At 72.3% G+C, this 22,748-nt stretch carries 20 protein-coding genes; 11 read left to right on the top strand and 9 right to left on the bottom strand.

Annotated features, from left to right (window positions below; genetic code table 11):
- The first annotated feature begins 15 nt into the window (after positions 1-15).
- From moaC to OHL10_RS08235, 5 genes are all read left to right on the top strand, one after another.
- Positions 16-498, top strand: a complete 483-nt coding sequence (moaC, locus tag OHL10_RS08255) for a cyclic pyranopterin monophosphate synthase MoaC (protein WP_265521715.1) — start codon at positions 16-18, stop codon at positions 496-498.
- The gene (gene mobA, locus OHL10_RS08250; RefSeq protein ID WP_265521714.1) at positions 495-1,154 is read left to right on the top strand and encodes a molybdenum cofactor guanylyltransferase; all 660 of its coding nucleotides are present in this window, start codon (positions 495-497) and stop codon (positions 1,152-1,154) included. The genes moaC and mobA overlap by 4 nt, the downstream gene beginning before the upstream one ends.
- Positions 1,151-1,468 (top strand): DUF6457 domain-containing protein, encoded by a 318-nt coding sequence (locus OHL10_RS08245; protein WP_265521713.1) that lies wholly within the window; start codon positions 1,151-1,153, stop codon positions 1,466-1,468. Before mobA ends, OHL10_RS08245 begins: the two co-directional genes overlap by 4 nt.
- A gap of 1 nt (position 1,469) precedes the next feature.
- Entirely contained in the window at positions 1,470-1,706 is a 237-nt protein-coding gene (locus OHL10_RS08240) for a MoaD/ThiS family protein (protein ID WP_265521712.1), read from the top strand.
- Positions 1,707-1,817: 111 nt separating this feature from the next.
- The gene (locus tag OHL10_RS08235; protein WP_265521711.1) at positions 1,818-3,407 is read left to right on the top strand and encodes an MFS transporter; all 1,590 of its coding nucleotides are present in this window, start codon (positions 1,818-1,820) and stop codon (positions 3,405-3,407) included.
- A gap of 10 nt (positions 3,408-3,417) precedes the next feature.
- Here OHL10_RS08235 and OHL10_RS08230 read toward each other — a convergent pair whose 3' ends face one another.
- The 5 genes from OHL10_RS08230 to OHL10_RS08210 all read right to left on the bottom strand — a co-directional run bounded on the left by OHL10_RS08230 (position 3,418) and on the right by OHL10_RS08210 (position 9,926).
- Positions 3,418-5,445: a glycoside hydrolase family 31 protein gene (locus OHL10_RS08230; RefSeq protein ID WP_265521710.1), complete on the bottom strand. Its 2,028-nt coding sequence runs from the start codon at positions 5,443-5,445 to the stop codon at positions 3,418-3,420.
- A gap of 115 nt (positions 5,446-5,560) precedes the next feature.
- On the bottom strand, positions 5,561-6,382 hold the full coding sequence (locus tag OHL10_RS08225) for a carbohydrate ABC transporter permease (protein WP_265521709.1): 822 nt from the start codon (positions 6,380-6,382) through the stop codon (positions 5,561-5,563).
- The gene (locus OHL10_RS08220; RefSeq protein ID WP_265521708.1) at positions 6,382-7,356 is read right to left on the bottom strand and encodes a carbohydrate ABC transporter permease; all 975 of its coding nucleotides are present in this window, start codon (positions 7,354-7,356) and stop codon (positions 6,382-6,384) included. The genes OHL10_RS08225 and OHL10_RS08220 overlap by 1 nt, the downstream gene beginning before the upstream one ends.
- A 127-nt stretch (positions 7,357-7,483) precedes the next feature.
- Positions 7,484-8,746, bottom strand: coding sequence for a sugar ABC transporter substrate-binding protein (locus OHL10_RS08215; RefSeq protein WP_265521707.1), 1,263 nt, complete (start codon positions 8,744-8,746; stop codon positions 7,484-7,486).
- Positions 8,747-8,918: 172 nt separating this feature from the next.
- Entirely contained in the window at positions 8,919-9,926 is a 1,008-nt protein-coding gene (locus tag OHL10_RS08210; protein WP_265521706.1) for a LacI family DNA-binding transcriptional regulator, read from the bottom strand.
- Between the two features lie 319 nt (positions 9,927-10,245).
- Between OHL10_RS08210 and OHL10_RS08205 the strand changes: the two genes are divergently transcribed.
- Positions 10,246-14,118, top strand: a complete 3,873-nt coding sequence (locus OHL10_RS08205; protein WP_265521705.1) for a LamG-like jellyroll fold domain-containing protein — start codon at positions 10,246-10,248, stop codon at positions 14,116-14,118.
- 105 nt (positions 14,119-14,223) lie between these two features.
- Here the strand turns inward: OHL10_RS08205 and OHL10_RS08200 are convergent, their stop codons facing one another.
- Positions 14,224-14,799 carry a TetR/AcrR family transcriptional regulator gene (locus tag OHL10_RS08200; RefSeq protein ID WP_265521704.1) on the bottom strand — a complete coding sequence of 192 codons (576 nt, stop codon included), beginning with the start codon at positions 14,797-14,799 and terminating at the stop codon, positions 14,224-14,226.
- A 65-nt stretch (positions 14,800-14,864) separates the two neighbouring features.
- Here OHL10_RS08200 and OHL10_RS08195 point away from each other — a divergent pair, with 65 nt between their 5' ends.
- The gene (locus OHL10_RS08195; RefSeq protein ID WP_265521703.1) at positions 14,865-15,914 is read left to right on the top strand and encodes a zinc-binding dehydrogenase; all 1,050 of its coding nucleotides are present in this window, start codon (positions 14,865-14,867) and stop codon (positions 15,912-15,914) included.
- Positions 15,915-15,940: 26 nt separating this feature from the next.
- On the opposite strand, the gene OHL10_RS08190 is transcribed toward OHL10_RS08195, so the two are convergent.
- A complete protein-coding gene (locus tag OHL10_RS08190) occupies positions 15,941-16,492 on the bottom strand; it encodes a MogA/MoaB family molybdenum cofactor biosynthesis protein (RefSeq protein WP_322645531.1) in 552 nt (183 codons plus the stop codon).
- A complete protein-coding gene (locus OHL10_RS08185; protein ID WP_265521702.1) occupies positions 16,489-17,055 on the bottom strand; it encodes a CGNR zinc finger domain-containing protein in 567 nt (188 codons plus the stop codon). The genes OHL10_RS08190 and OHL10_RS08185 overlap by 4 nt, the downstream gene beginning before the upstream one ends.
- An 82-nt stretch (positions 17,056-17,137) precedes the next feature.
- Here OHL10_RS08185 and OHL10_RS08180 point away from each other — a divergent pair, with 82 nt between their 5' ends.
- The 4 genes from OHL10_RS08180 to OHL10_RS18725 all read left to right on the top strand — a co-directional run bounded on the left by OHL10_RS08180 (position 17,138) and on the right by OHL10_RS18725 (position 21,403).
- Entirely contained in the window at positions 17,138-17,971 is an 834-nt protein-coding gene (locus OHL10_RS08180) for an alpha/beta fold hydrolase (protein WP_265521701.1), read from the top strand.
- 117 nt (positions 17,972-18,088) lie between these two features.
- On the top strand, positions 18,089-18,493 hold the full coding sequence (locus tag OHL10_RS08175; RefSeq protein WP_265521700.1) for a TOBE domain-containing protein: 405 nt from the start codon (positions 18,089-18,091) through the stop codon (positions 18,491-18,493).
- Complete coding sequence (gene modA / locus OHL10_RS08170; RefSeq protein ID WP_265521699.1) at positions 18,490-19,308, top strand: molybdate ABC transporter substrate-binding protein; 819 nt, start codon at positions 18,490-18,492, stop codon at positions 19,306-19,308. The genes OHL10_RS08175 and modA overlap by 4 nt, the downstream gene beginning before the upstream one ends.
- A 25-nt stretch (positions 19,309-19,333) precedes the next feature.
- On the top strand, positions 19,334-21,403 hold the full coding sequence (locus OHL10_RS18725) for an ABC transporter permease (RefSeq protein ID WP_425498978.1): 2,070 nt from the start codon (positions 19,334-19,336) through the stop codon (positions 21,401-21,403).
- A 98-nt stretch (positions 21,404-21,501) separates the two neighbouring features.
- Here the strand turns inward: OHL10_RS18725 and OHL10_RS08155 are convergent, their stop codons facing one another.
- Entirely contained in the window at positions 21,502-22,722 is a 1,221-nt protein-coding gene (locus OHL10_RS08155) for an AGE family epimerase/isomerase (RefSeq protein ID WP_265521698.1), read from the bottom strand.
- Positions 22,723-22,748 lie beyond the last annotated feature (26 nt).

Below are 22,748 nucleotides of genomic sequence, written 5' to 3'. Positions count from 1 at the left end.
TGTCATGGTGATCGTATGAGCGAGAGCGGACGGTTCACCCACCTCGACGAGCGCGGGCACGCCCGCATGGTCGACGTCACCACGAAGCAACCCACGGTCCGGTCCGCGACCGCGACCGGCACGGTCCGCTGTGGCCCGGACGTCGTGGCGGCGCTGCGCTCGGGCGACGTGCCGAAGGGCGACGTGCTCGCCGTGGCGCGGATCGCCGGTATCGCGGGCGCCAAGCGGACGGCGGAGCTCCTGCCGCTCGCCCATGTCATCGGGGTGCACGGCGCGGTCGTCGACCTCGAGATCACCGACCACGGCGTGGACGTCACCGCGACCGTCCGCACCGCGGACCGCACGGGCGTCGAGATGGAGGCCCTCACCGCGGTCGCGGTCGCGGGACTCGCGGTCGTCGACATGGTCAAGGGCCTCGACAAGTCGGTCGAGCTGACGGACGTCCGGCTCCAGGCGAAGACGGGCGGCAAGTCCGGCGACTGGACCCGACAGGGATGAAGAACCGGGCGTCGGGACCGACCTTCGATGCCGTCGTGCTCGCCGGGGGTCGTGCCGCACGGCTCGGCACGTCCAAGCCGCAGCTCGTCGTGGCAGGTGCCCGCCTGCTCGACCACGTGCTGACCGCGACCGACGAGGCGCGGGTGACGGCCGTCGTCGGGCCGCCGGAGCTCGCCTCCGACGCGTACCGGCTCACCCGCGAGGACCCGCCGTTCGGCGGGCCGGTCGCCGGCACCGCCGCGGGCCTGGCCGCCCTGCGGACCCCTCCCCTGCCCGACGACGCGCCCGGCTGGGTCCTGCTTCTCGCCTGCGACGTGCCCCGGGCCGCGGAGGGTGTCCCGCTGCTGCTGGCGGCCGTCTCCACCGACCTCTCGACCGGCCCCGCTGCTGACTCCCCGTGCGACGGGGTGCACCTGGTCCACGCGGGTCGGGCGCAGTGGCTCGTCGGCCTCTACCGGCGCACCTCCCTCGAACGGCGTGTGCAGGAGCTGTCGGCGCAGGGCTCGGTGCACGGCGCACCGGTCCGGCGGCTCGTCGCCGGGCTCGACCTGCGGGAGGTCGAGGACGCCGCAGGGCTGAGCACCGACATCGACACGTGGGAGGATGCCCACACGTACGAACGACCCACGCACAGGGAGTCGGGAGGCACCGCATGAGCAACCTCGAACGCTGGGTGGACGCGCTGGTCGAGGAGTTCGGCCTCGACCGGGGCGTCGTCGACATGGCCGCGATCCTCGATCTCGCGCGGGACGCCGCGCACGCGATCGAGCGGCCCGCCGCCCCCCTGACGACGTTCATCGCCGGGTACGTCGCCGGGATGGCCGCCGGGGAGGGCGCGGACCATCCGGTCGAGGACGTCATGGACCGCGCCACCGAGCTCGCGCTCGCCTGGCCGGCGCAGCCAGGGCAGTCGGAGCAGCAGGGCTCCTCGGGGACGGGCCCGCTCGACCACGGCCCCGAGGTCCTCTGACGTGCCGCAGGTCCGCTACTTCGCCGGGGCAGCCGAGGCCGCCGGGATGCCGTCCGAGACCGTGCCGGGCGCGACGGTCGGGGAGCTGTTCACCGCGATGACGTCGCGTCATCCCGCGCTCACCGACGTGCTGCCGCGCTGCTCGGTCCTCGTCGAGGGCGTCCGCACCGCGGACCCGGACGTCACGCTGGACGACGACCAGACGGTCGACGTCCTGCCGCCGTTCTCCGGCGGGTAGCCGGCTCGGTCGCCGTCGGGAGCACCCACACAGCTCTTGACCTGAACAATTGTTGAGGTTCTACGTTCGTCACGACCGCACTCGCGGACCGACCGACGAACGGGGAGACGCATGACCGACGACACCGGGGCGCGCACGACGAGCGCCACGCCGCAGACCGCTTCCGGCCACGACCCGACTGCCGCCCCGCCCCGCGCGGGCCGCACCGAGTGGATCGGCCTCGCCGTCCTCGCGCTGCCGGCGATGCTCCTGACGATGGACATGACCGTGCTGCACCTCGCGGTCCCCCAGCTCACCGCGGACCTCGCCCCCAGTGCGACGCAGCTGCTGTGGATCACCGACATCTACGGCTTCCTCATCGCCGGCTTCCTCGTCCCCATGGGTGTCCTCGGCGACCGGATCGGGCGCCGCCGCCTGCTGCTCATCGGCGCCGCCGCGTTCCTCGTGGCCTCGCTCCTCGCCGCCTACTCACCGACCGCCGAGCTCCTCGTCGCGAGCCGGGCGCTCCTCGGCGTCGCGGGTGCCACCCTCATGCCCTCGACGCTCGCGCTGATCCGCAACATGTTCCACGACCGGGCGCAGCGCACCCTCGCGATCTCGCTGTGGATGATGAGCTTTATGGTCGGCGGGGCCATCGGCCCGCTCGTCGGGGGTGCGCTGCTCGAGCACTTCTGGTGGGGCTCGGTCTTCCTCGTGGGCGTCCCCGTCATGCTTCTGCTCCTCGCTGCCGGTCCGCGTCTGCTGCCCGAGTACAAGGACCCCGCACCCGGACGCGTCGACCTCGCGAGCGCGGCGCTGCTCGTCGTCGCGATCCTCGTGACGGTGTACGGCGTCAAGGAGCTCGCGTTCCACGGTGCGAGCACGGGCGCGGTCGTCGCGACGCTCGTCGGCGCCGGTCTCGTCGCCGGGTTCGTGCGCCGTCAGCGGCGCAGCAGCACGCCCATGCTCGACCTCACGCTGTTCTCCCGCGCGAGCTTCAGCGCGTCCCTGGGCCTCGTCGCGTTCAGCACCTTCGCGATGATGGGCTTCAACCTCTTCATCGCGCAGTACCTGCAGCTCGTCGCCGGCCTCAGCCCGCTCACCGCCGGCCTGTGGACGCTGCCGGGCACGGTCGCCGGCATCGTCGGCGCCCTGAGCGCCGCGGCGGCCGTGCGGCGAATCCGACCCGCGTTCGTGATGGCGACGGGCCTGGCGGTCAGCACGGGGGGGTTCGGGCTGTTCCTCCTGGCCGACGCCGCGGCCGGGCTGCCGCTCGTCGTCGCCGGCTCTGTCGTCGCGTTCGTCGGCCTGTCCCCGGTCGGGGTGCTCGGCACCGACCTCGTGCTCAGCACGGCTCCGCCCGAGCGCGCGGGCGCCGCGTCCGCGATCTCCGAGACCGGCAACGAGCTCGGCGGCGCCCTCGGCCTCGCGGTGCTCGGGAGCATCGGCAGCGCCGTCTACCGCGACCGGATGACCGACGCCGCACCCGCGCTCGGCGACGTGCCCCCCGCCGCGTCGGAGACCCTCGGCGCCGCCGGAGCGGTCGCGGCCGACCTCGGCGGGGAGCAGGGCGCGCTCCTGCTCGACACCGCCCGCGAGGCGTTCACCACGGGCCTGCACGTTGCGGCGGCCACGTGCGCGGTCCTCGTCGTCGTGCTCGCCGTGGTCGCGCTGGTGACGCTCCGCGCCGTCCCCGCCGGTGGCGGCGCCGGAGAGCACTGAGCCCCGGGGATCAGGTGTCGAGCCGCTCCAGGAGCTCGTCGAGCGTCCGGTCGCGCACGAAGACCGGCACGACGTCGAGCGGCGCGTCGACGACGAGCTCCTGGCCGCCGTCATGCACCCGACCGGTGGCGTGCTCGACCCACCGCGCCCCGGCGGGCAGGTAGACGGTGCGCTCGCGCGCACCGGCCGTCGTGACGGGCGCCACGAGGAGGTCGGGACCGTACAGGTACTGGTCGTCGACGCCCCACGCGCGCTCGTCGTCGGGGAACTCGTGGAACAGGCCCCGCAGGACCGGCTGACCGTGGTGGTGGGCCTCGGCCATGAGGTGACGGGTGTAGGGGCGGAGGGTCTCCCGCAGCTCGAGGAAGCGGGTGAGCACGTCGTAGACGTCGTCGCCGAAGCTCCACAGCTCGTTCGGCCCGCCCGAGCGCAGCCGGGGCGTGCCGTCGCCGGCGGTCACGTCCTCGTACGGCAGGCGGTCGCCGTGCATCCGCATGACCGGGCAGAACGTGCCGAACTGCGTCCAACGGATCAGCAGCTCGTGGAAGGCCGGGTCGGTGGAGTCGCCGTGGTGGAACCCGCCGATGTCGGTGGTGAACCAGGGGATGCCCGCGACGCCCATGTGGATGCCCGCCGTGATCTGGCGGCGCAGGTCCTCGAAGGTCGAGTGGATGTCGCCGGACCACACGAGCACGCCGTAGCGCTGGCTCCCGGCCCAGGCGCACCGCACCAGGTTGACGACGTCGCTCTGCCCCGCCTCGACCTGACCGTCGTAGAACGCGCGCGCGTAGAGCTGGGGGTAGATGTTGCCGACCTGCGCGTTCGTCCCGGCGTGGTAGCGGTAGTTGTCGAAGTCGTAGACGCCGTACTCGGGCTCGGCCTCGTCGAGCCAGAACGACCGGATCCCGTGGTCGTAGTAGTTCGCGGTGACGATCTCCCAGAGGCGTTCGCGGGCCGCGGGGTTGGTGACGTCGTAGAACATCGACGGTCCCTGGAACCCCATCTGCACGTCCGGACCGCGCTCGGCCTTGACGAGGAAGTTGCGCCGGCGAAACTCCGCGAAGTTCTCCGACGAGGTCGACACCTGGGGCCAGATCGAGACCATGAGCTCGACGCCGAGGTCGTTGAGCTCGGCGACCATGGCCCGGGGGTCGGGCCAGAACTCCTCGTCGAACCGGAAGTCGCCCATCTGCGGCCAGTGGAAGAAGTCGGCGACGATGACGTCCAGGGGAAGCCCGCGGCGCTTGTGCTCCCGGGCGACGCCGAGCAGCTGCTCCTGGTTCCAGTACCGCAGCTTGCACTGCCAGTAGCCCAGTCCGTACTCGGGCATCATCGGCACGTGCCCGGTGGCGTCGGCGTACGCGCTGGTGATCTGCGCCGGGGTGTCCCCGGCGGTGATCCAGTAGTCGAGCTGCTGGGTGGAGTCCGCGGTCCACGAGGTGCGGTTGGTGGCGAACGTCGCCTGACCGATCGCCGGGTTGTGCCACAGGAATCCGTAGCCGGCGCTGGACAGGACGAAGGGGACGCTGGCCTGGGAGTTGCGGTGGGCGAGCTCGAACGTGCTGCCCTTGATGTCGAGGATGTGCTGCTGGTACTGGCCCATCCCGAAGAGCTTCTCGCCCGGGTTGGGCTCGAAGCTCGCCGAGAGCTTGTGGTCACCACCGAGCAGCGGCGCGAACGCGCGGGACCGCAGCTTGAGGGACCCGCCGGCGTCGAGCTCGCGCAGCAGCGTCCTGCCGTGCTGGTCGACGAACTCGATCGTGCACGACGTCGTCTCGTAGCCGACCTGCTCGTCGTACCCGCCCGTCGCGTGCAGGCGGGCGCTGATCCGGCCGTTGACCAGCACGGCCCGGTCGCCGTCGACGGTGATCCGGGCGTCCCGGTCGGCAGGCTCGAGAAGTGCCCAGTCGGTGTCCAGGACCTCCCCCCTCATCGTCGCCCGCACCCGCAGGCTGTCCGCCCCCCACGGCTCGACGACGAGCGTCTCCCCGTCCCCCTGCCAGACCAGGCGGTGCCCCTCGACGTCGAAGGTCCTCATCGTGCGCTTCCTCTCCCGTGGTGCCGCGCGACCCGCAGGGTCGTGGCGGCGTGATGCCGTGCTGTCCGTGCTGCAAGTGCTTTCGGTGCCGCTGGTGCCGTCGAGCACCGGTGCCCTAGTCCTTCACCGCGCCGGCGGTCACGCCGGCGGCGACGTAGCGCTGCGCGGCGATGAGGAGCAGCGCCGTCGGGACGGAGGCGACCACCGCCGTGGCCATCATCGGCCCCCACTCCTGGTTCTGCGCGCCGATGTAGTTGTAGATGCCCATCGTGATCGGGCGCAGGTCTCCGCCCTCGCGGTTGAGCGTCGACGCGAAGATGAAGTCCGACCAGGACCACAGGAACGCGAACAGGGACGCGGTCACCACCGAGTTGCGGGAGATCGGCACGACGACGGAGCGGAAGGTGCGCCAGGGCGACGCGCCGTCGAGCTGGGCCGCCTGGACGAGCTCGCGCGGGATGCCGCGCATGAACGCCGTGAACAGCATGACGGCGAAGGGGACCGCGATGGTGGAGTCTGCGACGATCAGTCCCGGGATCGTGTTGAGCACGCCCAGGCTCGAGTAGATCGAGTAGAAGCCGAGGGACATGACGACCGCCGGGACCATCTGGGCGACGATCAGCACGAAGCTCAGGCCCTGCCCGCCGGGCAGCGCGAGCTTGGCGATCGCGTAGGCGGCGGGCATCGAGATGGCCAGCGTCAGCACGACCGTGCCGAGACCGACGACGAGGCTGGTCGCCAGATAGGGCAGCTGCTCGGAGAGCACCGTGGCGTAGTGCCCGAACGTGAGGTCGAACGGCAGCAGGTCGCCGCGGCGGATGGACTCGCGGCGCGTGAGCGAGACGTTGACCATCCAGTAGACCGGGAAGAGCATGACCGCGGTCAGGACCATGGCGATCGCCGTCTTCCACCAGGTGCGATGCGTGGTGTGCAGCATCAGTCCTCCTGCTTGCGTTGCAGTGCGAGGTACAGCAGGCCGAAGGCGAGCGCGACGACGAGCAGGACGCTGCCGACGGCCGATGCCTCCGAGTACTGGATCGAGGCCGAGGTGCCCTTGCCGAACGCCATCGAGTAGGACCAGGTGGCCAGGGTCTGGGACGTGCCGGTGCCCATGGTCATGATCCAGATGATGTCCACGACCTTGAGCGTGTAGACCAGCCCGAGCAGCAGAGTGATCATCGAGACCGGGCGCAGCAGCGGCAGCGTGATCCGCCAGAACTGCTGCCGGGTGCTGGCGCCGTCCAGCGCCGAGGCCTCGTACAGCTCGCCCGGGATGTTCTGCAGGCCCGAGTACAGGATGACGAGGTTGAACGGGATGCCGAGCCAGATGTTGGCGATGATGACCGCCATCAACGCGTTCTCGGCGTTCAACCACCAGACCGGGTCCGCCCCGAAGACGCCGAGGAACCGGTTGAGGACACCGTTGTCGGCGTTCATCATCCACTGCCAGGTCGTCCCGGAGACGATCACCGGCAGCAGCCACGGCACGAGGAACATCGCCCGCAGCACGCTCGACAGGGGGAAGCTGCGGCGGAAGAACACCGCGAGCCCCAGGCCCGCGACGTACTGCACGACCAGGGAGACGACCGTGAAGACCGCGGTCTGCACCGCGATCCGCCGGAACCGGTCCTGGCCGAGGATGTCGGCATAGATGTCGAAGCCGACGAACGGCGCTCCGCCGTAGACGAAGGTGGCGCGGTCGTACTCGTGCAAGCTCATCGAGAAGTTCTGCACGAGCGGGTACACGTAGAACAGCAGGAGGTAGAGGACCAGGGGCGCCGCGAACGCCGCCGCCGCCCATCGGGGCGAGAGGCTCGGCCGACGCCGGCGGGGATGGTCGGACGGCGACACGGCCGGGTCGGGGTGTCGCGGACCGGCCGGCGCTCGGGCCGGCAACGTTGAGGACGACATGGGGTTCACCTGACTGACGGGACGGTGGCTGGTGCACGAGGCGTCCACCCTGGCGGCGGCGCTCGGCGCTCGGTGCTCACGGGCTCGCAGACCCAGGGCATCGGGCGTCGCCGCCAGGGACGGCGGATCAGCCCTCGCCGGCGTCCTGGAACGCGGTCTCGACCTGGGCCGTGTCACCGGCGGCGTTGAGCGAGACCTGCAGGGCTTCGCTCAGACGTGCCGAGACGTCGACGTACTCGGCGCCCAGCTCGGTGGTGCGACCCTCGGCGCCCTCCACGATGGGTGCCCACGGCTCCCACAGCGGGTTGGCCGCCACCTGCTCGGCCCGCACGTCGGGCTTGGCCGCGAGGTACCCGAGCGTCTCGTTCGTCTCCAGGAGCTTGTCGCCCTCGGTCAGGCAGGAGATGACCGCGGCGGCGTTGGCGAAGTGGTCGGACGCGTTCTCCGACTGCACCGGAGCCATGAGGAACTCTCCACCCGTCGGGACCGGCGCCACTCCTCCGTCCTTGGCCGGGATCGGGATCACCCCGACCTCGAAGCCCGAGTCGGCGGCCGCGGCCGCGAACCACGACCCGTTCTCGCCGAACGCGTACTCCCCGGTGAGGAACAGGTCCCAGGAGGCCGACTGGTTGTCCGTCGCCGCGGACCTCGGCGCGTACCCGTCGCCGATCCAGTCCGACATGACCTGGCCGGTGCTGACCGCGTCGGCCGACCCCAGGTCAGACAGGTCCGCACCCGAGCCCCAGAACCACGGCAGGGCCTGGAAGACACCCTCCTCGCCGGCGATGCCGGAGAACGTGATGCCCTCGCTGCCGGCCTCGGTGACCGCCGCGAGCGCATCCTCCAGCGCCGCCCAGTCCGTGATCGACGCGGGGTCGATGCCGGCCGCGTCGAGGATGTCCGCGTTGTAGTACAGACCGAGGGCGTTCGAGCCGAACGGGATGCCGTAGACCTCCCCGTCGATCACCCCCGGGCCGAGCAGGTTCTCGTCGATCCCGGCCGCGTCGATGCCGACCTGGTCGGCGGCCGCGACCAGACCCGCGGAGACCGCCTCCGGCACGGCCGGGTTGTCCAGCAGGATCACGTCGGGCGCGTTGCCCTCGCGGACCGCCGTCGTGAGCTGGTTCATCAGGTCCGCCGTCGGGGCCGCCGTCCGCGTGATCGTCGACCCTTCCGGCGCACAGCTCGTGACGAGGTCGTCCCACGGCGTGCCGCCGGTGTGCTGGGGGTAGGGGTCCCAGAACGTGATCTCGTCGGTCGTGGTGCCTTCGCTCGCGTCGCCGGTCGCCTCGGGCACTGCTCCGCCGCCTGCACCGCACGCGCTGAGCGCCAGGCCCACGAGCGTCACGGTGCCCAGTGCGGCGAGGTTCCGCCTGCGCTTCGTTGCCATCGCACTTTCCTCCACATCGAGGGCTGTTGCTGCGTCCCGGTCCGTTCCGGAGATGTCACAGCCTCCGGCTTGTCGAACCGGTTCGAGTTGAAAGTACTGACAAAGAATCGAACCGTCAACCCCGATGGAGTCGACGGTTCGATGATTGGCGCGCTCTCCGCGCGGTGCCGGGTCAGCTCAGGTCGCGCACGCTGCCGCGATCGGCCAGCGTCGGGGGCACGAGCATGTGCGAGGTGGTCGTCTCGGCGGCGCCCGTCATGCGCTGGGTGAGCAGCCGCACGGCGGACTGCGCCACCAGCTCGGGCTGGGACTCGACCGAGGTGTAGGGCAGCGCGAAGAAGTCGGCCAGCTCGGAGGAGTGCAGGCTGACCACCGACAGGTCCTGGGGGACTTCGAGGTGCGCGTCGTGCAGCACGGTCGGCAACATCGCGACGGCGCCGTCGTTGTGGACGAGCAACGCGGTGGATGCGTCACGGCGGTGCAGCAGGTCACGCAGGTCCTGGCGGATCTCGGCCGGCTCGGGACGGCAGTAGTGGTCGACGAGCCTGATCCCCAGGCGCCGCGCCCTGGCGCGCGCGGCACGCTCGAACCTCGTGGCGAAGGTGTGGCCGGCCTCGTAGATCTCCTGCGGCCAGCGCACGAAGGTCACCTCCCGGTGGCCCCTGGCGTGGAGATGGTTGACCAAGGTCTGCGCGCCGCTGGCGAAGTCCAGGTCGACCGCGTCCACGCTGGAGCCGTCGGCCATGCCGACCAGGACCGCCGGGAACCCGGCGTTCTCGATGGGATCGAGGCGCGGGTCGTCGGAGACGACGTTCAGCAGGACGAGGCCGTCGACCTGCCGCCCGGCGATGGCGTCGCTCACGGCACGCACGCCGTCGCCGTCCGTGATGAGCTGCAGGCCGTAGCCGGACTCCCGGGCGGCGTCGGACAACGCCACGAGGTAGGCGGCGAGCGCCGGCTGGAACTCGGCGTGGTGGAACTGGACGACCACGCCGATGTTCATGGTGCGGGCCGTGGCGAGGGCTCGGGCGCTGGAGCGGACCGAGAAGTCCAGCCGCTGGATCGCCGCGTACACACGGTCCTTGGTCTCCTGCGAGATCGTGCGCTTGCCCGACAGCACGTACGACACCGTGCTGCGCGAGACCCCCGCCTCCCGTGCGACGTCTCCGATGTTCGCCATGTGCCCTCTCCTTCAGCCCGTGGATCCCGCGCGCCGCGGGGTTGATGGAGGCCACCTCGCGCCGTCGAACAAGGCGAGCTGTTGTCGTGAACGCACCCTTGACCACCCTCACAGGTCAGGCTAGCGTAATCGAACCGGTTCACCACGCCCAGCGTCGGGCGCTCGCACGGAGGAGACGACCCGGGGGCGAGTGCGCCGGCTGTCCAGTCACACGAGAAAGTTGGATCCAGTGGTACGACGACGTACACAGGCGCGTTCGCGCCAGCACGCGACTCCGCTCTTCAGGACGATCAGCGGCGGGCTCGCCGCCACCCTGACCGTGGCGACCCTCGGCTCCGCCGTGGTGCTCGCACCGGCCGCCAGCGCTGACGTGCCGGACGACGCGCTCGTCCTGCACTACGACTTCGAACCCGCCCAGGTCGGCGACGGCGTGATCGAGGACCTGTCCCCCTCCGGGCTGGACGGGACGCTCGTCAACGCGGCGAACGCAACCTTCCCCGAAGGGGCCAGGACGGGGAGCGCCGCGCTCGCGCTGCCCGGCGGCGCCTCCGGATCGACCTCCGCGCCCTACGTCGAGATCCCGAACGGCGTGTTCGACGGGCTCGAGGCCGCCACGATCTCCACCTGGGTCAGGTGGGACGGCGGACCTGACTTCCAGTGGGTCTACAACCTCGGCCGCGACAACACCCGCGCGACGTTCCTGACCCCCTCCTTCGGCGGCGACCCACGCTCGCGCTCGTCCATCAAGCCGGTCAACAACGGCGCCGAGGTCGGCGTCTCCAGCGTCGGCAAGCTCCCGGTGGGCAGCTGGGTCAACGCGGTCACCGTGATCGACCAGTCCACGATCACCTACTACCTCAACGGCCGGAAGATCGGCAGCACCCACGCCGCCCTCGACCTCGACGCCGTCATGCACTCGCCGACGAACACCACCTCCGGATTCCTCGGCAAGCCCTTCTGGTCCGGCCATCCCTTCTTCGACGGTGCCCTCGACGACTTCCGCGTCTACGGCGCAGCCCTGGGGGCGGACGGCGTGGCCGAGCTGTACGGGCAGGACCTCCCGACGCTGGAGTCCGTCTCCCCGACCAGCTTCTCCGTGGAGACGACGCGCGGCACGGCTCCCACGCTGCCCGTGACGGCGAACGCCACCTTCAGCGACGGGATCGCGCGCGCGGTCGACGTCGAGTGGGACGAGATCGACCCGAGCGCGTACGCCCAGACCGGGCAGTTCACCGTCGACGGCGTCGTGGTGGGTACCGGCACGACCGTGACGGCCACCGTCCGGGTGACGCTTCCCGGCCAGATGACCGTCGACCTCGCGGACGACACCGGCGCGTTCCACGGCGGGGCCTCGGGCACGTTGTACGGCCTGTACGACCAGGGGCTCCCCTCGAACAACCTGCTGGACGCCATCAACCTGCGCACCGTGGCCACCAAGGCCCAGGACGGGCCGCAGCACCCGGGCGCCGACGCCCTCGAGGTCGTCAAGCCCATCGCCGACTCCTCCGACGGCGACGTGTACATCTACATGACCGACGTCCACCGCGGCTTCCCGTACCAGTGGCCCGGGGACACGCCCGAGGAGAAGCTCGACCTGTACATGGAGAAGCTCGAGCTGCAGGTCGACCAGATCCTCGAGCTGCCCGAGGAGTACCAGGACAACATCGTCCTCATGCCGTACAACGAGCCCGAGGGCAACATGTTCGGCACCGGGGAGTGGAGCTACAACCGCGTCAGCTGGCTCGACGACCCGACCGACTTCTTCGCCGCCTGGGACCGCGCCTACCACCTCATCAAGGACAAGTGGCCCGAGGCCCGCATCAGCGGACCGAACACGTCGATCCTCTACCACCAGGTCCGTGGCTTCATGGCCCACACCGTCGAGGCCGGCACCGTGCCCGAGATCGTCGCCTGGCACGAGCTGTCCAACCCGGCGACCATCCGCAGCTCGGTCGACCGATACCGCGGCTGGGAGCGCGACATCTTCGCCGGCACCGAGCACGAGGGCGTCGAGCTGCCGATCAACATCACCGAGTACGCGTTCAACTACCACACCTCCGTGCCGGGCCAGATGATCCAGTGGGTCTCCGCGCTGGAGGACAAGAAGGTGTTCGGCGACATCGCCTACTGGAACATCGACGGCAACCTGTCCGACTCCGCCGTGCAGGCCAACCGCGCCAACGGCCAGTGGTGGCTGCTCAACGCCTACGCGCAGATGAGCGGCAACACCGTCAAGGTCACCCCGCCGCGCCCGAACGTCAGCTACACCCTGCAGGGCGTGGCCACCCTCGACGAGGAGAAGGCGCAGGTTCGCACCATCCTCGGCGGCGCCGGCGGCGAGACCTTCGTCGCCTACGAGAACGTGCCCACCGACCTGCTCGGTGACACGGTCCACGTGCAGATCAAGGAGATCGGCTGGACGGGTCAGATCGGCGACTCCGCGAACCCGCCCACCGTCGCCGAGTACGACGCCCAGGTCACCAACGGCGGCCTCCTCGTCCACTTCGGCGGCGACGACGCCCCGGCGCTGGACGCCGAGTCGGCCTACCAGGTCGTCCTCACCCCCGGGTCGAACGCGTCCGCGAGCTCGACCAGCCCGACCGTCTGGGAGGCGACGTACGAGGCCGAGGACGCCGCGCACACCGGGACCGGCTGGTCCCGCAACGGTCCCGAGGGTGGCCCCACCCGCCAGGGCAGCTTCTACACGTCCGGCGAGTACAACGTCGGCGGTCTGCGCACCGGGTCGGACGTCACGCTCGACTTCACCGTCGACGTCCCCCAGGACGGCACCTACGACCTGAGCGTCTTCGCGAACTCGCTCAACACCTACGCGGCCGTCCAGGACCAGGGCCCGACCAACGTGTTCCTGCGCGTCGACGACGACCCCGCCACCGAGCAGGAGATCCACCTCCCCCTCGGGTACAAGTGGGTGGTGTGGGACCACGCCGACACCACCGTCGACCTGACCGCCGGTGAGCACGTCATCACCCTCGCCGCACGGAGCCTCGACGGCACGGGGGCGACCGTGGGCGACGCGATCGTCGACAAGATCGACCTGTCCCTGCCGAACGCCGAGCACACCGAGGAGAGCTACGAGGCCGAGTACGCCTCTCTCGACGGCGCGGTCCTCGACTACGGCGTCGACGGCGTGTCCGGGTCCGGTGTCGCACGGGTCGGCGCGGACCAGTCGGTGACGTTCTGGGTCTACTCCCCCACCGACGCCGGTGCTCACCTCTCGGTGGACGCCTCCGGTGACGGCGGGCGCACCCTGGTCGTCAACGACCGGGAGATCACCACCGCGGACGAGGTGACGACGTTCCTGGTCGGTGGCATCAACAAGGTCACGGTCCAGGGCAGCTCCGGCACGACGCTCGTCGACCGGCTGCGCGTGAGCTTCGACGCGGACGCCCTGACGGGGACCGACTACGAGGCCGAGGACGGCGAGCTCGCCGGCACGGCCGAGGTGTCGACCCTGACGCTGGCCAGCGGTGGTCAGGCCGTCACGAACGTCGGCGGCGAACCGGGGAACGCCAGCACGCTGACGTTCACCGACGTCGAGGCGCCCGCCGCGGGCACGTACGCGATGACCGTGCGCTACTCCAACCAGGAGCAGTCGCCGGCCACGCACTACAACCCCGACCCCCTCGCCCGCTACGCCCACATCTCGGTGAACGGCGGCGAGGTCCAGAAGGTGCCGTTCCCGCACTCGTTCCACCAGAACAACTTCTGGGACCTCACCGTGTTCGTCGAGCTGGACGAGGGCACCAACTCCATCCGGTTCTCGTCCGAGGAGAAGCCCAACTACGACGGGGTGACCTACGCCTCCGACGTCTGGCCGGGTGTGCTCCTACGCTCGCAGTACGCACCCCACCTCGACAAGATCACGATCACCCCGACGTCCGCGGTCGCGGCGGACGAGCTGGACGTCACGATCGAGGCGGCTGCCCGCTGCCTCGGGGGCAGGGCCTTCCTCACGGTCCGGGCGACCAACGACGAGGACGACCCCGTCGACCTCACCGTCACGACCCCGTTCGGCAAGAAGTCGTTCGCCGACGTCGGTCCCGGGAAGTCAGCGTTCCAGACGTTCAACTCCCGGGCCACGGCGCTGGAGCCCGGCACCGCGACCTGGGACGTCACCCACGGGGACGAGTCGGCGACCCTCACCGCCGGCTACGACGGGCACGAGTGCTGAGGGCCCGACGATCCTGACCGTCACGAGAGGTCCGGCACGACCGGCCCTGACCGCTCGGCACGTGGCCGGGTCCCGACCACCGGGACCCGGCCACGTCTGCTCCGGCTACTCGACGGCCTCGACGCCGGCACGGACGAGCTCGTGGGCCAGCCTCGTGCACTCCGGCAGGGCGTCGACGGGGAGCGGTTGCAGGGCGAGCGCGCCCTCGTGCAGGACGAGGAGCCGCGTGGCGAGCGTGTCGGGGTCGGGGCAGCCTGCGGCGGTGGCGAGCTCCGCGAAGAGGTTCAACAACCAGAGCTTCTGGTGCGCGGCGATGCGATGGGCGGGATGCTCGGCGTCGGGCAGCTCGGCGAGGGCGTTGATGAAGGCGCAGCCTCGGGCGCTTCCCTCGTTCCAGGTGTGGAGCGCGACAAAGGGGGCGGTCACCGCCTCGACGGGGTCGTCGCAGCTCTCGACGGCCGAGCGGACGTGCGCCCGCCACCGCTGGTCGCGTTCCGCGAGGTACGTCGCGACGAGCCGGTCCTTGGAGCCGAACTGGTTGTACAGCGTCCGCTTGGTCACGCCCGAGCGTTCCGCGATGAGGTCCACGCCGACCGCCGTGATCCCGCGCTCGTAGAAGAGGTCCTCGGCGGTCTCGAGGATCCGGCGGCCGGCGGGTGACATCGTCTGCGCTTCCTGCACCGCTGCGCTCCTTTACCGATCGGTGTACGGTGGCATTTACAGATCAGTATACTCAGGAGGAGACGATGACTGTGCCGACCACCATGCGAGCCGTGCGGATCGTCGAGCACGGAGGACCGGACGTCCTGGAGCAGGCGGACGTACCCGTCCCGACGCTCGGCGCGGGCGAGGTGCTCGTGCGCGTCCGCGCGGTCGCGCTGAACAACACCGACCTGTGGACCCGCGAGGGCACCTACGGGCGCCCGGGGTCACCGGAGGCGCTCTCGGGCTGGCGCGGCCCGATCGACTTCCCCCGCATCCAGGGCGCCGACGTGGCCGGGCAGGTCGCCGCGGTCGGCGACGGTGTGGACGACGGCCTGATCGGGCGTCGGGTCGTGGTCGATCCCGCGATCTACGACACCGACGGCCCCCACGCGCACCCGGTCGGCCTCCTGGGGAGCGAGCGCGACGGCGGGTACGGCGAGTACGTGACCGCGCCCGCCGACCGTGTGCACGACGTGACGCGCTCCCCGCTCACGGACGACCAGCTCGCGGCGCTGCCGACGGCGTACGGCACCGCGCTGGGCATGGTCGAGCGGGCGAGGCTGCAGGCGGGTGAGTCGGTGCTCGTCTCGGGAGCCTCCGGCGGAGTCGGCCTGGCCGCGGTGCAGATCGCCCGCGCGCGGGGCGCGCGCGTGGTCGCCGTGAGCAGCGGCTCGAAGATCGCCGCGGTCCGCGAGGCGGGCGCGCACACGGTCGTCGACCGCGCGCAGGACGTCGTCGAGCAGGTCCGTGCGGCCGCCCCGGAGGGCATCGACGTCGCCCTCGACGTGGTGGCCGGGGACCTGGTGGGCGAGGGCCTGCCGCTGCTGCGGGAGGGTGGCCGGTGGGTGGTCGCCGGTGCGCTCGGCGGGTACGACGTGGCGTTCGACGTGCGCCGCCTCTACCTGCACAACGCGCTGCTGATCGGCTCCTCGATGCACACGCCCGCGCACTTCGACCTGCTCATGGAGATGGCGCGCGACGGCGCGATCCAGCCCGTCATCTCGGCGACGTTCCCCCTGGACCAGGCCGCCCGCGCGCAGGAGGAGCTCGCTCACCGACGGCACGTGGGGAAGATCGTCCTGCACCCCTGAGGACGGCGGGCGCCCGACGGGTGCGGTCAGTGGTCCCCGCCGTCGAGCTGGGAGAACACGTGCCCCAGCAGGGGTTCCAGCACGGCCCAGCCGTCGCGGACGCCGCCGGTCGACCCGGGCAGGTTCACCACGAGCGCGCGCTCTCCGGCGCTGCCGGCGGCCTCGCGGACGATCCCCGCGATGCCACGCGACAGCACGGCCGCGGGCACCGACGACGCCCCGTAGCGGCGGATCGCCTCCGGGATGCCCGGGACCTCCTGCTCGACGACGGTGGCCGTCCCCTCGGGCGTGAGGTCACGCGGCCCGACACCGGTCCCTCCCGTCGTGAGCACGAGCCTCGCCCCGTCCGCGAGGACCGCGGTGAGGACGTCGCGGACCGACTCCACGCCGTCGGGCACGATCCGCGTCGTGACGTGCGCGTACCCCGCGGCGGTGAGGAGCCCGACGAGGAGCGGACCGGACCGGTCGACGGACTCGCCGCGCGAGCAGCGGTCCGAGACGGTGACGACGGCCACGTGCATCTCGGCCCGGCCCACGGCCGCGTCGGCTGCGGAGGCACCGGACCCGGGGGCGGTCACGAGGCCACGCCCGCCGCGGCCGCGCTGCGATAGGTCCGCATCTTGTGCCGGGCGCCGCAGACGTTCATGTCGCACCAGACGCCGTTCGCGGCCGGCGCCCGGTCGTAGAAGACCCACCGGCACCCCGGGTTCGCGCAGACCTTGAGCCGCGCGCCGCGACCGTCCAGCCCGTCGCGCAGCAGCTCGGCGAGCGCCGGTCCGACGAGCGCGGCCACCACGTCCGCCGTCGTGCCCCGGAGCGATCCCGGTGGTGCGAGAGCGAGCCGACCGTCGCCTCCGACCTGCGGCGGACCGAGCAGCGCGGCCACGTGCCCGTTGAGCGCCGCGCGGACCGCGGGGTCCGTGCGGTCGGCGAGGAAGCCCCGGACGGCCTCGCGGACCTCGACAAGCGCCGCGCGGACCGGCTCGTCGAGCCGGGGCGCCGCACCGCGCCCCGCGTCCCTGCTCGCCCAGGCGCGCGCGCCGGCGACGGTCGCGAGCTCGTCCGTGGCGTGCAGCAGCACGGCGGTGTTGCAGAACGCCTCGACGCGGGCGAGCCCGTCGGGAGCAGGAGGTCGTGCCATGACCCCATGCTACCGTCGTTACCGACATGAGCCGTAAGCCGGTAACCGCGTTCACGCGGCACCACGACGAGAGCCGAGCACCATGACGAGCACCATGACCCCTACCTGGGACCTCCCCCACACCCACCGCACGCCGCAGGGCGACGTCCGGTGGGCGGCGTTCGGCGACGGTCCGCCCGTCGTCCTCCTGCACGGCACCCCGTTCTCGTCCCTCATCTGGTCCGACGTCGGCCGTGCCCTCGCGCGCACGCACCGGGTCTACGTGTGGGACATGCCCGGGTTCGGGCGCTCCGAGCAGCGCGCGGGCCAGGACGTCAGCCTCGCCACGCAGGCCGGCATCTTCGCGGGTCTGCTGGAGCACTGGGGGCTGGCGGCGCCCGACGTCGTCGCGCACGACGTCGGCGGGACCGTCGCGCTCCGGGCCACGCTCCTGCACGGCGCGACGTACCGGCACCTGGCCCTCGTCGACGCGGTGAGCGTCGGCGACTGGGGTACCGGCTTCTTCACCGTCCTGCGCGACGCACCCGAGACGTTCGGCCGTCTGCCCGCCTCGGCGCACGAGGCGCTCGTCGCCAGCCACACCCGCAGCGCGAGCCACCGCGGGCTCAGCGAGGCCACGCTCGACGCGCTGCTCGCACCCTGGCGCGGACCGCAGGGCCAGGCGGCCTACTACCGGCAGTACGCCCAGGCGCTCCAGTCCTCGACCGACGAGATCCAGGACCTCCTGGCCGACCTCACCGTGCCCGTGACGATCCTGTGGGGCCGCGAGGACACCTGGCTGCCGCCGCACCTGGCCGAGCTCCTGCAGTCGCGCATCCCGCATGCCACGCTCACGTGGCTCGAGGACGCCGGGCACCTCAGCCCGCTCGACGCCCCCGCCCAGCTCCTCGCGCACCTCCTGCCGCAGCTGGCCTGAGCCACGGGCGGCGCGCGCCGCGACCCCACCACCCGTCCGCCGGAGCCATCTCGGCGCTCCGCAGATTTGCCCTCTCCCGCCTTGCTGCTCCGCATCTGCGGGTCTAGCGTTCCGATCATGCCGCACTATCGGATCCGCGACGCCGCTTCGCTGCTCGGCGTGAGCGACGACACCGTCCGCCGCTGGGTCGACGCCGGTGAGCTCGACGCCGAGAAGGACGACGCCGGACGTCAGGTCGTCGACGGCGCCCGGCTCGCCGCGTTCGCCGTCGCGCAGGCGAACCCGGTACCCGACCCGTCGGACGTCGCGCGGTCGGCCCGCAACCGGTTCGTCGGGATCGTCACCCACGTCGTGAGCGACCAGGTGATGTCGCAGGTCGAGATGCTGTGCGGCGGCCAGCGGGTCGTGTCCCTCATGAGCACCGAGGCCGTGCACGAGCTGCGGCTCGAACCCGGCAGCCTGGCCGTCGCCGTCGTGAAGTCCACGACGGTCATCGTCGAGACCCCTGGCGGCGCCGCATGACCTGCCGCGCGACGCCCCCGCGCGCCACCACCGCCGGTCGGGCGGCCCTCGCCGTCGCCCTCGGTGCAGCGCTCGCCGCGTGCGGGACGTCGTCGAGCACCCGGGTCGAGGACCCACCACCTGCCGCCGAGCGCACCCTCACCGTGCTCGCCGCCGCGTCGCTGCGAACGGTGTTCACCGACCTCGCGGAGAGCTTCGAGGCCGACCACCCCGACGCCGCCGTGGCGCTGTCGTTCGCCGGCTCGGCCGACCTCGGCGACCAGATCCTCGCCGGCGCGCCCGCGGACGTCTTCGCGTCCGCCGACGAGCGGACCATGGAGCGCGTCGTCGAGGCCGGCGACGCGAGCGACCCGGTCGCCTTCGCGACGAACACGCTGACGATCGTCACGCCGCCCGGCAACCCCGCCGGTGTCGAGACCTTCGCGGACCTCGCACGCCCCGACGTGCAGGTCGTCGTCTGCGCCCCCGTGGTCCCGTGCGGAGCGGCGGCCGACCAGGTCGCCGACGCCGCCGGGGTGACGATCCACCGGGTGAGCGAGGAAGCGAGCGTCACCGACGTGCTCGGGAAGGTCACGCTGGGCGAGGCCGACGCCGGGCTCGTCTACGTCACGGACGCGGCGCTCGCCGGGGACGACGTCCAGGTCGTCGACCTACCCGAGACCGGCGCGACGGTCAACACCTACCCGATCGCCGTCGTCGCGTCGGCGACGACGGCGGGGCCGGAGCAGTCCGCCCTCGCCGAGGCGTGGATCGACCACGTGACCGGCGCAGCGGGCCGTGCGGCGCTGACCGATGCCGGGTTCGGTGTCCCGTGACGCCGTCGCGCGGAGGGGCGCCCTGATGCGCTCGCTCCCCCGCTGGCTCCTCGTCCCGGCAGTGATGGGGGCGCTGTTCGTCGTCGTCCCGCTCGTCGCGATGGTCGCCCGCACCGAGCTCACGCCGGGACCGGACGGCCAGGGCGGGCTCTGGGCCCTCGTCACCTCGCCGACCGCCGTCGACGCCCTCGGGCTGTCCCTGCGGACGTCCCTCGCCGCCACCGTGTGCTGCGTGCTCCTCGGCACCCCCATGGCGCTCGTCCTCGCGCGCACCACCTTCCCCGGGCAGCGGGTCGCGCGCGCCCTCGTGCTGCTGCCGCTGGTGCTGCCGCCCGTGGTCGGCGGCATCGCGCTGCTCTACACGTTCGGACGCCGCGGGCTCATCGGCCAGCACCTCGAGGTCCTCGGGATCGAGATCGCGTTCACCACGACCGCCGTCGTCATGGCCCAGACCTTCGTCGCGCTGCCGTTCCTCGTGCTGAGCGTCGAGGGCGCGCTGCGCACGCAGGACACCCGGTTCGAGGACGTCGCCGCCACGCTCGGGGCGAGCCCGACGACCGTGCTGCGTCGCGTCACGCTCCCCCGGGTGCTCCCCGCGCTGCTGGCCGGCGCGGTCCTCGCGTTCGCCCGCGCGCTCGGCGAGTTCGGCGCGACGATCACCTTCGCCGGCGCCCTGCAGGGCGTGACGCAGACCCTGCCGCTCGAGATCTACCTCCAGCGCAGCGCCGACCCCGACGCCGCCGTCGCGCTGTCGTTCGTGCTGGTGGTCGTGGCCGTCGTCATCACCGCGGCCGTGCACGGGCCGCGCGTCCACGGGAGCCCGACGGCACCGAGAGGCCCGGCCTCGCAGCGCCCAGGGACTCCGGACCTCGGGCTCGACGACGGCGCCTCGCCGCCCGGCGCACCTCACGACGCCCCGTCCCCAACCGGCGGCCCCGCGTCGGTGCCGGTCCCGCCGGCCGCCCTCCGGGTGCGGGCGTCCGTCCCGGAGCGCGGGCTCGACGTCGACGTCACGTTCGCGCCGGGAGAGGTCGTCGCGATCCTCGGGGAGAACGGCGCCGGCAAGTCGACCCTGCTCGAGGTCGTCGCCGGTCTCGTCACGCCGGGCAGCAGCCGGGACGTGCACGTCACCGTGGACGGTGGCGATCTCACGCACGAGCCGCCGCGCCGCCGCCGGACGGCCTGGCTCAGCCAGCGACCGCTGCTGTTCGAGCATCTGTCGGTCGCCGCCAACGTCGGCTTCGGGCCACGGGCGCACGGAGGGACACGCGGCGAGGCGCAGGTCACCGCCCTCGCGTCTCTCGCCCGGGTCGGGGCGAGCGCCCTGGCCGACCGCTCGGTGCGGGCGCTGTCCGGCGGGCAGGCACAACGTGTGTCGATCGCCCGCGCCCTCGCGACCGACCCGCGCGTCCTCCTGCTCGACGAACCCCTCGCCTCGCTCGACGTCGGCGTCGCCCAGCACGTGCGCGCCGTCCTGCACGACGCGCAGCGCGCACGACCACGCACGACGCTGCTCGTGACCCACGACCTCCTGGACGTGCTCGTCCTGGCGGACCGCGCCGTCGTGCTGGAGCACGGGAAGGTCGTCGAGGACGGCCCCGCCACCGAGGTCGTGACGCGCCCGCGGTCTCGGTTCGCGGCGCGCCTCGCCGGGGTGAACCTGCTGGCCGGGGCTGTGGAGCGGGTGACGGCGCCGGTTGGCCCGGCCGGGTCTGACGGACCTGCTGACGGGGGCGCCGTCGGGCACGAGGTGTCGCTCACGGTCGACGGGACGGGCATCGGGGTCGTGGGCACCACGGACGAGCAGGTGCACCCGGGCACCCGGGCCGTGGCCGTGTTCGAGCCGCGGGCGGTCGGAGTGCACCGCGCGACGCCGGAGGGCAGCCCGCGCAACGCCTACCCCGTCGTCGTGACGAGCATCGAGCCGCACGGACCGCTGCTGCGCGTGTGGGGCAGGGTCGAGGGTGCGGGCGAGCGCTCCCCGCACCTCGCCGCCGACCTCACCCCGCGCGCCGCCGCCGAGCTCCGGCTCGTGCCGGGCGAGCGCACGTGGTTCGTCGTCAAGGCCGCCGAGGTGCGCCTGCACGCGAGGTAGAACGCCAGTGCCGTGCGAAGGATCCTTCGCACGGCACTGGCGTTCTACCTCGCGGACGGTGGTTCTATCTCGCGGGCTGGGGTTCTACCTCGAGCGGGTCAGGCGAAGAGCGGGCCGACCGTGCGGGCCGCGCCCGCGAACGACCCGGCGAGCGGGAGGTCCGGCAGGAGGACGGCCTGGGCCGCATGGTAGATGTCCGGCTTGCCCACCCACGTCAGTCCGGACGGCTGGTTGTCGACGTCCAGCTCGTGGTGCCACGAACCCCGCTCGGGGTCGTCGAGGTTCTCCCGGATCCAGGTCCACCAGCCGTCCGCGAGCTCGGCGTACCGGGCGTCCCCCGTGACACGACCGAGCACGTCCGCCGTCGCCACGGCCTCGGCCGCGACCCAGTGGAACCTGCGCGGCTCCACCGGCGTGCCCGACCAGTCGACCGTGTAGACGAACCCACCGCCGTCGGTGTCCCAGCCGTCCGCGACCGCGCGGTCGAAGAGCGCGACCGCCGCGGCGGTCCGGAGACCGGGCGTCCCGCCCGCGACGTCCACCTGGAGGATCAGGCGAGCCCACTCCAGACCGTGCCCGGGGGTCGAGCCGTACGGCTTGAACTGGTCGCGGGGCCGGTCGGCGTTGAACTCGGGCAAGGGCTGCCAGTCGGCGTCGAAGTGCTCCGGGATCCGCCAGTCGTTGCTCTCGGCCCAGGCGATCACCCGGTCGCTGACGGACGCGGCACGCTCGAGCCACACCGTCGACCCGGTCGCGTCGTGCGCCGCGAGCAGCGCCTCGACCGAGTGCATGTTGGCGTTCACCCCGCGGTAGTCGTCGAGATGGGTCCACGCCCGGTCCCACTCGTCGGCGTGCAGCCGCGGCCCGGCCTCCCAGAAGCGCTCGTCGAGCGTCCGCAGCGCCTCGTCGAGCAGCTCGACCGCACCCGGCCGGCCGGCGATCGTGCCCGACGCCGCGGCGAGCACCACGAACGCGTGCGCGTAGGCGCTCTTGGTCCCGTCGACGTCCTCGCCCGGTCCCACCGCGGAGAGCCAGCCCCCCGCGTCGTGGTCGGCCAGCGCCACACGCAGCCCGCGCAGCGCAAGGTCGGCACGCGCCCCCGCGCCGGGGACGCCGAGCAGGTCGCCGACGGCGTACATGTGCGCCATGCGCGCGGTGATCCAGGTGGACACGGGCCGGGTGGTGTCCGGGGCGCCGTCGTCGTCGAGCCACTGCGCGGCGCCGTCGGGCCGGAGCGACGCGGCCCCGAACTCGAGGAGGGACCGGAGCTGTTCCCGGCGCCACCGCGCCAGGGGGGAGCGTGCGTCGCTGACCGTCATCGTGCCTCGTCCTTCACTCGTGCTCT

Origin of the sequence: Oerskovia flava, assembly GCF_026163685.1 — a bacterium.
Lineage (GTDB): Bacteria > Actinomycetota > Actinomycetes > Actinomycetales > Cellulomonadaceae > Oerskovia_A > Oerskovia_A flava.
This window is presented reverse-complemented; position numbering and strand designations above follow the sequence as displayed.

Coding starts and splice junctions, on each gene's coding strand:
- OHL10_RS08225 (WP_265521709.1), bottom strand. CDS start 6,382: ATGCTGCACACCACGCATCGCACCTGGTGGAAGACGGCGATCGCCATG.
- OHL10_RS08175 (WP_265521700.1), top strand. CDS start 18,089: ATGCCGCACTATCGGATCCGCGACGCCGCTTCGCTGCTCGGCGTGAGC.
- OHL10_RS08210 (WP_265521706.1), bottom strand. CDS start 9,926: ATGGCGAACATCGGAGACGTCGCACGGGAGGCGGGGGTCTCGCGCAGC.
- OHL10_RS08185 (WP_265521702.1), bottom strand. CDS start 17,055: ATGGCACGACCTCCTGCTCCCGACGGGCTCGCCCGCGTCGAGGCGTTC.
- OHL10_RS18725 (WP_425498978.1), top strand. CDS start 19,334: ATGCGCTCGCTCCCCCGCTGGCTCCTCGTCCCGGCAGTGATGGGGGCG.
- OHL10_RS08230 (WP_265521710.1), bottom strand. CDS start 5,445: ATGAGGACCTTCGACGTCGAGGGGCACCGCCTGGTCTGGCAGGGGGAC.
- mobA (WP_265521714.1), top strand. CDS start 495: ATGAAGAACCGGGCGTCGGGACCGACCTTCGATGCCGTCGTGCTCGCC.
- OHL10_RS08220 (WP_265521708.1), bottom strand. CDS start 7,356: ATGTCGTCCTCAACGTTGCCGGCCCGAGCGCCGGCCGGTCCGCGACAC.
- OHL10_RS08155 (WP_265521698.1), bottom strand. CDS start 22,722: ATGACGGTCAGCGACGCACGCTCCCCCCTGGCGCGGTGGCGCCGGGAA.
- OHL10_RS08195 (WP_265521703.1), top strand. CDS start 14,865: ATGACTGTGCCGACCACCATGCGAGCCGTGCGGATCGTCGAGCACGGA.
- modA (WP_265521699.1), top strand. CDS start 18,490: ATGACCTGCCGCGCGACGCCCCCGCGCGCCACCACCGCCGGTCGGGCG.
- OHL10_RS08180 (WP_265521701.1), top strand. CDS start 17,138: ATGACGAGCACCATGACCCCTACCTGGGACCTCCCCCACACCCACCGC.
- OHL10_RS08215 (WP_265521707.1), bottom strand. CDS start 8,746: ATGGCAACGAAGCGCAGGCGGAACCTCGCCGCACTGGGCACCGTGACG.
- moaC (WP_265521715.1), top strand. CDS start 16: ATGAGCGAGAGCGGACGGTTCACCCACCTCGACGAGCGCGGGCACGCC.
- OHL10_RS08245 (WP_265521713.1), top strand. CDS start 1,151: ATGAGCAACCTCGAACGCTGGGTGGACGCGCTGGTCGAGGAGTTCGGC.
- OHL10_RS08235 (WP_265521711.1), top strand. CDS start 1,818: ATGACCGACGACACCGGGGCGCGCACGACGAGCGCCACGCCGCAGACC.